The following is a 12,565-nucleotide window of genomic DNA, read 5'->3' as shown; positions in this document are numbered from 1 at the left end:
CCGTAATAGGCGCATACCGTAATAGGGGGTTACTGTTATGTTTACAAAAATCGATCTGTCGAATATTGATCTCTCGAATCTTGACTTGTCTGCGTTTGACCGTTTTGCAATTTGGTATGCGAGCCTGCCCTCTGCGGTGCAGACTTTGCTCACCGTGGCGGTGGGTGCGGCCGTCGCCTACGTGGTCTTCCGTATCGTCGTGAAGATCATCAAGGGCATCATCGGTGCCGTCATCGCCGCGGTGCTCTCCTTCCTGCTGATGACTGTGCCTGGCAATATGCTGCTGTCACAAACCGTGGAACGTGTGGAACAGCAGATCACCACCAGCGTTCAATCATCTCAAGCAAATCAATAACGGTTAGTGTTGATCGCTAGTGTTGGTCGCTAGTGCTGATTGAGAACAGCAGCTATGGTTTCAGCAACTAGAAACAGGCCAACATACCCGCTTGTTTGACGGAGTCTGTCGTCGCAGATTACCCTCAATATCAGAGGAATAATACAGACAGGTAGTGTTACGAAAGGAACCATCATGCAGCGTCAGTACGTATGCCCCAAGTGCGGTGGAACTCAATACGATAGCGATCAATTCCAAGCCACCGGCGGCAACTTTGCCAAAATTTTCAACGTGCAAAATAAGCGGTTTATTACCATCACTTGCACGCAATGCGGTTATACGGAACTGTACCGTTCGCAAACAAGCACTGGCATGAATGTGCTTGACTTCTTGCTGAGCTGACGATTATCGGTTACCGGTCAGGCTGGGGAGTACGATGGCCCGCGTGGTAGAGGTTCATGCGATCAAACGCGCGAGTGCAGATGCAAAATACCGGCAGATGACTGGCAGCCCGGTCAAACCGCTGATTCTCAAACTGTGTCTTCCAGCGGTGATCTCCAATCTGGTGACCACCGCATACAATCTCACTGACACATTCTTCATCGGTCGACTCGGTACCGCGCAGTCGGGCGCTATCGGCATCGCGTTCTCCGTGATGACCGTGTTACAGGCGCTCGGCTTCTTTTTTGGTAACGGTGCCGGCAATTCGATGAGCCGCGAACTCGGCAAACAAAACAATGAGCGTGCTTCGCGTCTGCTTGCCGTTGGATTTGCTGGAGCAACGATTTCCGGGCTCCTCGTGGCAATCTTCGGCCTTATTACGCTGCACCCATTAGTAATCTTCCTCGGCTCTACGCCTACAATCGCGCCGCACGCAGTGCATTACCTCACGCCAATCCTTATCGCGGCTCCGTGCGTATGCGGCTCGTTCGCACTGAATGGTCTTTTGCGATATCAAGGCCAGTCAATGTTTGGCATGATCGGCTTGGTTACTGGAGCACTGCTCAACTTTTTGCTCGCACCGCTTTTTATTTTCGTGCTTGACTTAGGCATTTTTGGTGCAGGACTTGCAACCGGTATTTGTCAAACGGTGAGCTTCCTGATTCTCACCACGATGAGCAGCAGGTTCGGCGTAATGAAACTGTCACTGCGTAACTGTCGCCCTGACGTGCTGCTCGTACGCGAAATTCTTGGGGGTGGCTTGCCCTCGCTGATCCGCCAAGGTGCCGGTTCGATCGCCACCACATGCGTGAACATCGCTGCCAACCCGTTCGGCGACGCGACGATCGCCGGCATGGCCATCGTCATGCGTATCATGCTCGGCGCAAACTCGGTGATTGTGGGACTTGGACAGGGTTTCCAGCCGGTGTGCGGTTACAACTATGGCGCCGGTAAATACGGCCGCGTGAAAGAAGCGTATTGGTTCTGCGTGCGATTGTCGACGATAGTACTGATCGTGCTCGGCGCACTGATTTGGATATTCGCCCCTCAATTAGTTGAGATCTTCCGCTCCGATCCAGCCGTAGTTGAAGTAGGCGTGGCCGCATTGCACTTCCAATGCGTCACGGTGGCGCTCAACGGCGTGAACATGATGGGCAACATGTCATCGCAGACAATGGGCAAAACCGGCATTGCCTCATTCCTTGCCGTATGCCGCATGGGATTATTCCTTGCACCCGCAGTGCTTATTCTGCCGCATTTCCTCGGTGTATTGGGCGTCGAGATGGCCCAGTCGGTAAGTGACGTACTGTCTTGCGCGGTCACGATACCGTTCCAGCGCAAGCTCTTGCAAGGATTGCGCGAGCGGTAGGTTATTACTCACTAGTTCATAATGTGGTGTGCTGCGCGGCTACGATGTTTGATGAACAGAGGGAGTGAATCATGGGGCAGCACAATCACCAGCCGGCAGCCATCGAGGTGCGTGGCGCGCGCGTGCACAATCTCAAGAACATCGACGTCGACGTGCCGCTGGGCGAACTGGTCGGTGTGGCCGGCGTATCGGGCTCCGGCAAAAGCTCGCTGGCGCTCGGCGTGCTGTATGCGGAAGGATCACGACGCTATCTCGAGGCGTTGTCCACGTACACGCGCCGCCGTCTCACGCAGGCGAGCCGCGCGCAGGTCGACGACGTGCGCCACGTACCCGCCGCGCTCGCCCTGCACCAGCGCCCCGCCGTGCCAGGCATCCGCTCCACCTTCGGCACGATGAGCGAACTGCTCAACAGCCTGCGCCTGCTGTTCTCCCGCGTCGGCTCGCACATGTGCCCGCATTGCGGCACACGCAACCAGCCTACGCGTGCGGTGGCCGCCGAACTGCCGATCACGTGCGCGCATTGCGGCAAGGACTTCTACGGCCCCGGCGCCGAGGACCTCGCATTCAATTCCGGCGGCGCATGCCCCACCTGCTCCGGCACCGGCATCGTACGCGAGGTGAACCGCGCCGCGCTCGTGCCCGACGAGTCGAAATCCATCGACGACGGCGCCGTACTGCCATGGGGCTCGCTCATGTGGGACCTCATGAAGCAGGTGTGCGGGGCGATGGGCGTGCGCACGAACGTGCCGTTCAACCAGCTCACGGACAAGGAACGCGACATCGTCTTCAACGGGCCGGCCGTCAAGAAGCACATCCTCTACCGGCCGAAGAAGGGCGACGATTTCGCCGAACTCGACTTCACGTACTACAACGCCGTATACACGGTAGAAAACGCGCTCGCCAAGGCCAAGGACGAGAAGGGGCTCAAACGTGTGGCGCGCTTCCTCGAGGAGAAGCCATGCCATGACTGCGGCGGCACACGCCTGAGCGAGGCGGCCCGCAGGCCCGAAATTCGCGGCTTGAATCTGGCCGAGGCGAGCGCGATGACATTGGACGATGCGGTGGCGTGGGTGCGTGGCGTGCCCGATACGCTGAAGCCTGACATGCGGGCGATGGCCACCAACATCTGCGAATCGTTCCTCGACGTGGCGCGCAGGCTGCTCGAACTCGGACTCGGCTATCTTGCGCTCGACCGCGCAGGCTCCACGCTGTCCACCGGCGAACGACAGCGCGTGCAGTTGGCCCGTGCCGTGCGCAACCGCACCACCGGGGTGCTGTACGTGCTCGATGAGCCATCCATTGGTTTGCACCCGTCGAACGTCGACGGGCTGCTCGGTGTGATGCACGATCTTGTCGCGGACGGCAATTCGGTCGTCGTGGTCGACCATGACGTGCGCGTGCTCAAGGCCGCCGATCATCTCATCGAAATGGGACCTGTGGCGGGCGGCGAAGGCGGCCACGTGATCGCGCAGGGGAGCCTTGCTGATATCGAATCGACGCCGGAAAGCCGGATCGCACCGTTCCTGCGCGCCGACGAACCTGAACGCGTGCGCGACCGCATCGAAAAGCCGCGCATGTTCGACGAGGGCCGTATCCACATGGAAACCGGCCCATTGCACACCGTGCGGCCGTTGGACGTCGACGTTCCGCGTGGCCGGCTCACCGTGGTGACCGGCGTCTCCGGCTCCGGCAAGACGACAATGGTGCTGGAATCGCTGATCCCCGCGCTGAAGGCCAGTGCGGCGGGGGAGCGGCTGCCCGATCATGTGCGCGCTCTTGACGCCGACGGCATCGAACGGGCGAACCTCATCGACGCGACGCCGATCGGCGCGAACGTGCGTTCCACCGTCGCCACCTACGCCGACATCCACGACGATCTGCGCCGCGCGTTCGCCCGTTGCGAGGCGGCCAAGGAAGGCGGCTGGAAGGCCGGCGACTTCTCATACAACACGGGACGCTTGCGCTGCCCGACCTGCGACGGTACTGGTTCGATATCGCTCGACGTGCAGTTCCTGCCCGACGTGGACATCGAATGCCCCGACTGCCGAGGTTCGCGATACGCGCCCGAAGCGGCCCGCATCCGCCGCCGCGCCAAGGACGGCCGCGAGCTGACGTTGCCGCAGATGATGGCGATGAGCGTGGACGAGGCGCTTCATGCGACCGGCGACCTCAAAAAGGTGCATGCCCGCCTGACTACGCTGCACGATCTTGGTCTGGGCTATCTCACGCTCGGCGAGCCGACCCCGGCGTTGTCGGGCGGCGAGGCGCAACGGCTCAAGCTCGCCAGTGAGATGGGGCGTGCGCAGTCGGACGCCGTGTTCGTGTTCGACGAGCCGACGATCGGCCTGCATCCGCTCGACGTGCGCGTGCTGCTCGGCGTGTTCGACCGGCTGGTTGCGGCCGGTGCCACCGTCGTGGTCATCGAGCACGATCTCGACATGATCGCCAACGCCGATTGGATCATCGACATGGGGCCGGGCGGCGGCGTGCACGGCGGGCGCATCGTCGCCTGCGGCACTCCGGAGGAGATCGCGAACGATCCCGACAGCATCACCGGGCGGTATCTTCACGGCTGACGCCGATTCGCCCCTGCCTGACGCCCGTTCGCGTGACGTTCAGCGTTCGCTCGGCGGCTTGTACTGGTCGTCCGCGGTGAAGCAGGTGCGATACACCATCGTCATGATCAGGCCGTCGGCCACCAAAGTCAGCGCCGCGATCGCCGCGAACACGACGAACTGGTATTTGGCGGCTTCAAGCGGGTCGCCGCCGGCGAACACCTGACCGGCCATCATGCCCGGAATCGTCACGATGCCGCAGGATGCGAGCGTCGCCGTGGTCGGCAGCAATCCAAGCCGTATCGACGAGACGATCGACGGCCGTGCCGCCGCCTCCCACGCGCTCGCCCCTAAGGCGAGCATCGTGTCGATCTCGTCGCGCCGCCACTGCTGCGGCGTGAACGTCGAAGAGTTGCGCCCCGCGAGCACGTAGACGCCGTGCGCATGTGGGTTGAGACGCGCGAACGCGGTGAGCAGGTTGCTTTTGCCCGACCCCGACGGCCCCACCAGATCGATGATCTCGCCGGCGTTGATAGTGAACGAAACGCCATCGAAGATCGTGCGCTCGCCCTGGTCGCCCCCGGCATGATCGTGCCCGCCTGTCGTCGTCGGCACCGTACAGCGCACATCGCGCGCCTCGAACAAAGGCGCGTCCAAGACCGCATCGTTTCCCATACCCGCGTACGTTACTGCCGTGTGTCGCCGGCCAATTTCTTAGCGTTTCTTAGAGCGGTCTTAGACGCTCCGTCATCTGATATAACGAAGACATGACGATCGGAGGGGATATGGACGAAACCCGGAAGGGCGATGGCGCCGGGCTGGACCCCGCGCGTCTGCTGTTGCCCGCCGTGCTGCTCATCGAGGACGACCGCAACCTCGGCGCGATGCTGGGGGAGATGCTCGGCATCGACTATCGCATGACGTGGGCGCGGACATTGGGCGAAGCAAGGAACGCATTGGCAGGCGCCGCATTCGACGCGCTGATCGTGGACCGCCGCCTGCCGGACGGCGACGGATTGTCCCTGATCCGCGAGCTGCGGGGCGGTGGCGTTTCCACGCCCGCATTGGTGCTGACCGCGCTCGCCGAAGTCGACGACATCGTCAACGGATTGGACTCGGGGGCGAACGACTATCTGACCAAACCGTTCCACATCGTCGAGCTCGAGGCGCGTTTGCGCGCACTGCTGCGGGGATTCCGCGCGCAGGCGGCAAGCGTCATGATCGGTGATTGGCTGCTCAAACCGGGCGTGAACGGCATCGAAGACCCGGATGGGCATATGGTCTCGCTCACCGAAACGGAAACGCGACTGCTCGCCACGCTCGCCGCATCCCCCGAACACGTGTTCGGCCGCGAGGAGCTGCTGGCGAACGTGTTCTCGGCCGGCAGCGACATTGGCGCGGTCGACGTGTACGTCTCGTACGTGCGCGCCAAGACCACGCGCGCGATCATCGACACCGTGCGCGGGCGCGGCTACCGCATCGGCAATCCGCAGGAGTGAAACATACGCGCAAGCACGGCGCGTATCGTGGGATGCCGTGCGTATCCGCGGGAAACGGGAACGCAATCGCAGGGGAGCGAACCATGAATATCCATAAGGGCCGTAGCCGGACGGAGGAGCGTCGCGGTCGTCGCAGCGTCGCCGGGCTGATCAGCCTGCGCATGACCATCGCGATGGCCGCCGTCACCGTCATCGGCGGTATCCTGTTCGCGGCCGGTGTGCTGCTCGGATCCCGTCATGAATTCGTCGAACGCGGTCTCGACCCGAACAGCATGTCGGTGACCGAGCAGTTCGGCTCCGGCATGATGGTCATCGACACGCGCAAGGCGATCGCGTTCACGCTGCTGTTCGTCGTCGGCGTGGTGGCGGCCGTGGCTGTGATCGGCCGGCATTATTCGCATAAGGAGGTAGCGCCGCTCGAGCAGGCATTCGAACTGCAGAAGCATTTTGTCGCCGACGCCAGCCATGAATTGAAAACGCCGCTCGCCGTGATCTCCACGCGCATCGACCTTATCGATTTCCGCCGCGCGCACGGCCAGCCGATCGACGGCGCGATCGACGATCTGCGCGCCGACGTGGACCGTATGAACGCGATTCTGACCGACCTGCTCGTCGCGGCACGCGGCGCGGTCAACACCGAACCGGTGATGCTCGCGACCACGATCGCCCAATCCGTCGATGCCGTGCGCCCGCTCGCCGATGAACGTGCGGTTCGACTCGAAACCCGCATCGACGGCGATCCCGCGCATTTCGTCGTGCAGGGCAATGCGGTCGGCCTGTCGCGATGCGTGGTCGCCGTGCTCGACAACGCGATCGCCCACGCGCCCGCCGACTCGGAGGTCACCGTCTCGCTCGGATTCCTGCACCACGGCAACGCGGCCGCCATCCGCGTGACCGATCACGGCGAAGGCATCGGAGACGATCCCGAACGCCTGTTCCGCCGCTTCGCGCGCGACGACGACGGCACCGCGCACCAGGGATACGGTCTGGGATTGGCGCTCGCCCGCGATGTGGCGACCCGCTACGGCGGCACGCTCGATGTGGAATCCACCTCGCCGGCCGGTACGACGATGCTCATCACCCTGCCGCTTGTAGAGGCTGGGGCAGAAGCCGGGATGGAGGCTGGGGCGGAAGCCGGAGCGGAGAAGAGCGAGGCTTAGCGCAACCTAAGCGGGCGTGCCGTAGCGTTACTGCCATGATCACTACAGTTATCGCCACCACGCCAACACTTGCACAGACCGCCACCGTCACTGTGCAGGCTGCCGCCGCGTCGGCAGTCGCCACGCCCGTCATCTCCTCCTGCCCGGTCTCCACCGGCGGTTTCATCGGCGCGATCACCGACTGGCTTGTCGGCCTCATGTCCACGATGGGCTGGCTCGGCACCGGAGTGGCCGTCTTCCTTGAAAATCTGTTCCCGCCCATCCCCAGTGAGGTCATCCTGCCGTTGGCCGGATTCACCGCCGCGCAAGGCCGCATGACCCTGTTCGAGGCGATCGGCGGGGCGACGCTCGGCTCGGTTGTCGGCGCGCTCGTGCTGTACGGCATTGCCTATGCGATCGGAGCGGATCGTATGCGCCGCCTGTTCGACCTCATGCCGCTCACCGACGCGAGCGATATCGATAAGGCGAACAACTGGTTCGCGCGTTACGGATCATGGTCGGTGCTGATCGGCCGCGTCATCCCGATCGTGCGCTCGCTGATCTCCATCCCCGCCGGCATCGCTCGCACGAATCTACTGCGCTTCATGCTGCTCACCGCATTCGGCTCGCTTGTATGGAACACGATCCTCGTCATGGCCGGCTATCTGCTGGGCTCGCAGTGGTGCGGCATCCTCGGCGTGCTCGACCGGTTCCAATACGCGGTCGCGGCGGTCATCATCGTGCTGTTCGCATGGTATGTGGTCGTCAAGGTGCGCTCGCGCATGCGCGTTGCGCGCTGAGTCGCGGTCATCCCCGGTCGTCGTTCGTCGGCGTCCGTCGTTCGGCGTCCGTCGGCACCCCGTTATCGTCACTCAATGCGCGCGAACACGATACGTGCGCGCACCGAGTGACGGTTACGATACCAAAAACGTCACTGAGTGCGCGCGTATGTCGTGATTGCGCGCACTCAGTGACGTTTATGACGTTTATGTCTGGCGTTGCCGATGCCGGATCTCGCGGGGGACCGCGCATCCGGACCGGAAAGGGTTACCGCCGCCAGTTATGCCGACGATAGTTGATGATGCGCTTGCCTCCGATACCAGCCTTACCGCCTGGACCCCATGGGCCACGCGCCTCAGCCTTGAGCGCAGTCAAATGATGTTTCATAGCTAGCAGCATGATATGCGTGTCTTCAAGGCCTAAATGACGTTCTGCGTCATCTTCGCGCAGTGCGCCTTGACGCTTTGCGTACGCGTCCAGCGTATTATCACCATCCGGGTGGCCTTCGCACGGCACTGATCCTTCATCCCACAAGCGGCTCATCGGCAACGTATCAATAATCGTCACATGACCATTGCGGTAGGCTTCCGCATACCCTGCCACATTGAGCATAAAGAAACTATGCTCGAACGTCGCCATGTGTGCGACGAACGGTTGTGCGGTAAGTCGCTTGAGCAGATCAGCTTGCGCAGCTGGATCCTCGTCCAATAATGGGAACTCGCTACCTGTCCGCTGGCTAATATCAATGCCAGTCAGCTGAATAATAAACGCGTTACCATGCTTAGCTGCTTCAGGAGTTACACCAAATGAGAAACGATGCTGATCGTAAGCATCACCAGATTCGTAATAGTCCTTGTCATACGCGTACGTACTGCCAGCAGCCTCAGCTGGGCGCGGCGACTTCATATTCATGTATTCAAAACCAACATCGATAATGTACGCACGATACGGTTCAGTACCATTCGTCTCCAAGTCGATGCCCATCACCTTGTCCACGTCACGGCCCGGCAAGTATGCTTCGCGCCAATAGTCCTTCGGCGCTGCAGCGGTGTGCGCGGCGACATGTTGTGCTGCGCTATGACGCGAACGTTCGAAACGAGCTTCCGGCACGGCAGTCTCATCTGCGTTCACCTGTTCAGTGCCTGGTACAGCCGGATTATCATCGTTAATGATTTGCTGACCTTCAACTAAATCATCCGCGCTGTTGGCATCTGAGCTGGAATCTGCGGGCGCTGATTCGTCCGGTCCAGCTTCAATGGAACCGTAATGCTTCTCGTCTGCCTCGAATAGGGCCATTTGCTTTTCGTGCCGTGCGGCCTCGCGTTTTTCGCGGTCAGCCTTGCGCTTCTCGGCGCGCGTATTGACAATCTCAGCCGTGTGATCTTGGATATCAGCCAGATCATCGTCGGTAAAGGGTCCGTTCTCGACCGCATGCAATACGGGCACAGTGACACGCTCGCGCTCCTCATCAGTGATCGTCCATAACCCTTCGGCCACGCCGCGGTCGCGCAACAGGTCGATCTGGTCGGTGAGCCTGCGATCCGCGTACGCGAGCGCGCGCGGCAGCTCGTATGTTTTGATGCGGCGGTCGAAATCGCGCATGAACGTCATGCTCATCTTCGCGATGATCGCCTCGAGCCGGTCGCGGATCGCAAGATCCTCTTTAAGCAGATCGTGCGCATTGCTTGCGGCTCCCGGCTCCAGATCGGCCGGTTCGGCCACTCCGATGCCGTGCTCGAGATCAAGGCCACGTACCCAATCCCAGTCGATGTCGTGGTCGTCGGCGTCTCGCAGCATGATGTACGCCCACTGGCCGATGGTGTCCTTCGCGCGCGTCACCCACGAGCGGTCGAGTGCGGCCGCGCTCCTCTCGATGCGCTGTTCGATATCGTTCGTATTGTCGTTTGTGTTGTTGTTTTGATTTTCGCTACTGCTATCCATGGAATCAATCCCCATGCCTCCCATCGTAGTGCGTCGATGCCGACGTTTCGGTTCGGTTCACGCGGATTTCATTCGCGGGATAGCACATACGCGTCGCGCGGGGGTCGACGTGGGACTGCCGCGTCAGCGATCTGCGAACCGCTGATTGAGTTCGCTGATACGCGCGACGAACGCGGCGACCTGCGGGGTGGGGATGCGCTTCTATGGTTCGAAGGTGATCTCCTGCTCTCCCTCGTTATAGATATCGACCCGGTTCTCGACGGTGACGGTAGTGATCGCCCATCCCCAAGCCATGCACTGCTGTTTGAAATCCTCGATGCGGTTGCGGCCTTCCATTTCGCGCAACGTGACGGCCACGCTGAACGGCAAGGCGCGGGATTCCTCGTCTTCCAGTCGTTCCCAGCGTTCTTTGGCAAGCAGAGCCATGCCCCAGAATCCTTGTACGGTGTATGTTTTTCGTGCCGCGAACCGGCTCTTTTCGATATCGGATATGTGCTTGACGTTATCCCATTTCCGGTATTGCAGACGCGCGCTGTTTTCGGACAGATTGATCTGTCGCAGCGCCGCTTGCACATTACCGTTGATGGATTCCACGGTTGGCTTTGCTTCGGGATGCTTCTCCAATTTCTTTTTGGAAGGCGGTTTGACTCGACCGAAGTGCAGATCCAGTTCGGTCCTAGTGTAGTCTACGCCTTGATGCCGGTCGCATTCGGGAAAGTAGCAGAGCGTGGCCCGTGCCATGAACGGATGCCTGCCCTTATTGTCGATCGGGACGGGCAACTGGTAGTGATAGGTTTCGTACCGTTCGGAGACGCCGGTGACGATGAACCTGATTTCGTCGTTTGCTGTCGTGAGTATGTCATCGACGGGGATCGGTGGCACGCCGAATCCTTCCGTAAACCGGTCCTCATCGTTTTGCTGCCAAGTCGTGGCCGCATCGATGAGTAGTGCCTTTGCTGTTTGCCTGGAGAAGCCCATCACATGAATGAGGTATGCGATTTTGCGGGTGATCCACGGCGCTGCCAGTGAAGTGCCAGTGTCCTCGATGATGCCCCGGGGAGTCCATACGCGCATGGGCGTATCGGTGTCTCCGCCATAGTATGCGATGTCCGGTTTGCGGAAGAACTCAAGGACCGGTCCATGCCGTGTGTAGGATGCGGGCATGCCGGATCGGTTGCAGGAATTGACCACAATGGCGTTAATGGAATCGGCTGGCGAACCGATGCGCATGTCGGCATGAGCCGGGGCATGTTCTGGCAGATTGGTGCCGGCCACAACGAAGATCACGTCATACTTGAACTGGAGGCGATCCAGTAGTGATGCGATGGGGGAGATGTAGTTTTCCGGTATCTCCGTATCCGTGCCGAGGGACAGGTTCCAGACCTTGATATCCAGATGGTTTGTGACGGCGGATTCGATCTGCTCGAGGATGGTCAGAACACTGTTTTTGCCATCTCGTGCGACGGCGAAATGCTTGACTTTGAACCGTCCGCATCCGTCATCGAGCCACGGGTTCAAGGAGGGGCCGTCCACGATAATCGAACTGACTTCGGTGCCATGCACCATATCGGCTTCACGCATGTCGATTTCGGGCAGGCAATCCGTTGCATCCACCCAATCGGTGAGGTATGAACGTTTGTCGAATCCGGTATCGATAACGCCCACGGTGGGCTCGTTCGACGGTGGGGGAATCAGCGGGGCCTGCTGCTGTATTGGCGCCGAATCGAAAACCGGTTCCTGAGAGAAATCTCCCGTAACGGACATGGAGACCAGATAAGGGGCGTTGCGCCGTATGCGGTCGATGACCGTTTCGTTGTTGGCGATCAACGTCAGCTTGTCGATGATCTGATAGTCGGTGACGGAGGCTCCCAATCGGTTCATCAGATCTGCGGCGTCCACCATCCCCGTATCGAACAGGGTAATGAACGACCCGGTAGGGGCATCGGCGGTGTACCGGGGTATAGTGAAGCGCCGCACGTAGTAGGAATCCTTGACGACCTGTGCGAACTCGGTCTTGTACATGCCGTTCGGCATGGCCTGCTTGCCTTTATTGAAGAGGTCCAGATCTTCCGAGCTGATGCTGCCGCTGAAGCGGCTATCGGTGCGTAAGTATCGAGCGTAATCGGCCAATAGGTCGATGCCGCTCCTGACAGCGTCTTTGGAAATGCAGTAGGTGAGGATGTGATATGGGGAACCGTCGCTCTGCCGCCCAAATCGTGCACCGACGACACAACGGTTGAGAGGAACGTCCGGGGATTGCCTGAGCAGACGCATCATGCGGTTGCTTTTGGCTACGACGCTGCGATAGCGCGCTTCGACGAGGATGTTGTCTCCGATCAGGGATTGCTCTGGCCATGATGCAAGTACCTGTTGCAGGTCATTCGCGAGTGCTATGAGTGTATCGGCTGTGACCGTTGCGCCTGTGGGAATATGGGCGGGACCGCCCGCGGCGGTGCCCGGTCGGCTTTCGAACGGCTTGTGCAGTTCTAGTAACGCGTTCATCTCCG

10 protein-coding genes are annotated in these 12,565 nt (G+C 60.5%); 7 read left to right on the top strand and 3 right to left on the bottom strand.

Going from position 1 to position 12,565, the window contains the following annotated elements; all coding sequences use genetic code 11:
- Positions 1-37: 37 nt before the first annotated feature.
- The 4 genes from D2E25_RS02000 (at position 38) to D2E25_RS01985 (ending at position 4,720) form a co-directional block, all read left to right on the top strand.
- Positions 38-355: a hypothetical protein gene (locus D2E25_RS02000; protein WP_125979360.1), complete on the top strand. Its 318-nt coding sequence runs from the start codon at positions 38-40 to the stop codon at positions 353-355.
- 174 nt (positions 356-529) lie between these two features.
- Positions 530-736, top strand: coding sequence for a zinc ribbon domain-containing protein (locus D2E25_RS01995; RefSeq protein WP_241216921.1), 207 nt, complete (start codon positions 530-532; stop codon positions 734-736).
- 43 nt (positions 737-779) lie between these two features.
- Positions 780-2,144: an MATE family efflux transporter gene (locus D2E25_RS01990; protein ID WP_125979358.1), complete on the top strand. Its 1,365-nt coding sequence runs from the start codon at positions 780-782 to the stop codon at positions 2,142-2,144.
- A 71-nt stretch (positions 2,145-2,215) separates the two neighbouring features.
- Positions 2,216-4,720, top strand: a complete 2,505-nt coding sequence (locus tag D2E25_RS01985) for an excinuclease ABC subunit UvrA (RefSeq protein WP_125979357.1) — start codon at positions 2,216-2,218, stop codon at positions 4,718-4,720.
- Between the two features lie 39 nt (positions 4,721-4,759).
- Here D2E25_RS01985 and D2E25_RS10645 read toward each other — a convergent pair whose 3' ends face one another.
- Positions 4,760-5,374 (bottom strand): ABC transporter permease, encoded by a 615-nt coding sequence (locus D2E25_RS10645; protein ID WP_125979356.1) that lies wholly within the window; start codon positions 5,372-5,374, stop codon positions 4,760-4,762.
- A 92-nt stretch (positions 5,375-5,466) separates the two neighbouring features.
- Between D2E25_RS10645 and D2E25_RS01975 the strand changes: the two genes are divergently transcribed.
- From D2E25_RS01975 to D2E25_RS01965, 3 genes are all read left to right on the top strand, one after another.
- Entirely contained in the window at positions 5,467-6,198 is a 732-nt protein-coding gene (locus D2E25_RS01975; protein WP_125979355.1) for a response regulator transcription factor, read from the top strand.
- An 83-nt stretch (positions 6,199-6,281) separates the two neighbouring features.
- Entirely contained in the window at positions 6,282-7,358 is a 1,077-nt protein-coding gene (locus tag D2E25_RS01970; RefSeq protein WP_164514660.1) for a sensor histidine kinase, read from the top strand.
- A 35-nt stretch (positions 7,359-7,393) separates the two neighbouring features.
- On the top strand, positions 7,394-8,137 hold the full coding sequence (locus D2E25_RS01965; protein ID WP_125979353.1) for a DedA family protein: 744 nt from the start codon (positions 7,394-7,396) through the stop codon (positions 8,135-8,137).
- Between the two features lie 247 nt (positions 8,138-8,384).
- On the opposite strand, the gene D2E25_RS01960 is transcribed toward D2E25_RS01965, so the two are convergent.
- Both D2E25_RS01960 and D2E25_RS01955 read right to left on the bottom strand, forming a co-directional pair.
- On the bottom strand, positions 8,385-10,073 hold the full coding sequence (locus D2E25_RS01960; RefSeq protein WP_241216920.1) for a DNA polymerase III subunit epsilon: 1,689 nt from the start codon (positions 10,071-10,073) through the stop codon (positions 8,385-8,387).
- Between the two features lie 186 nt (positions 10,074-10,259).
- On the bottom strand, positions 10,260-12,560 hold the full coding sequence (locus D2E25_RS01955; protein ID WP_125979352.1) for a S8 family peptidase: 2,301 nt from the start codon (positions 12,558-12,560) through the stop codon (positions 10,260-10,262).
- Positions 12,561-12,565 lie beyond the last annotated feature (5 nt).

Source organism: Bifidobacterium goeldii, from assembly GCF_003951095.1.
Taxonomy (GTDB): domain Bacteria; phylum Actinomycetota; class Actinomycetes; order Actinomycetales; family Bifidobacteriaceae; genus Bifidobacterium; species Bifidobacterium goeldii.
This window is presented reverse-complemented; position numbering and strand designations above follow the sequence as displayed.

Bases quoted from the DNA above. Each gene is read 5' to 3' on its own strand.
- D2E25_RS02000 (WP_125979360.1), top strand. From the start codon at position 38: ATGTTTACAAAAATCGATCTGTCGAATATTGATCTCTCGAATCTTGAC.
- D2E25_RS01995 (WP_241216921.1), top strand. From the start codon at position 530: ATGCAGCGTCAGTACGTATGCCCCAAGTGCGGTGGAACTCAATACGAT.
- D2E25_RS01985 (WP_125979357.1), top strand. From the start codon at position 2,216: ATGGGGCAGCACAATCACCAGCCGGCAGCCATCGAGGTGCGTGGCGCG.
- D2E25_RS10645 (WP_125979356.1), bottom strand. From the start codon at position 5,374: ATGGGAAACGATGCGGTCTTGGACGCGCCTTTGTTCGAGGCGCGCGAT.
- D2E25_RS01975 (WP_125979355.1), top strand. From the start codon at position 5,467: ATGACGATCGGAGGGGATATGGACGAAACCCGGAAGGGCGATGGCGCC.
- D2E25_RS01970 (WP_164514660.1), top strand. From the start codon at position 6,282: ATGAATATCCATAAGGGCCGTAGCCGGACGGAGGAGCGTCGCGGTCGT.
- D2E25_RS01965 (WP_125979353.1), top strand. From the start codon at position 7,394: ATGATCACTACAGTTATCGCCACCACGCCAACACTTGCACAGACCGCC.
- D2E25_RS01960 (WP_241216920.1), bottom strand. From the start codon at position 10,073: ATGGGGATTGATTCCATGGATAGCAGTAGCGAAAATCAAAACAACAAC.
- D2E25_RS01955 (WP_125979352.1), bottom strand. From the start codon at position 12,560: ATGAACGCGTTACTAGAACTGCACAAGCCGTTCGAAAGCCGACCGGGC.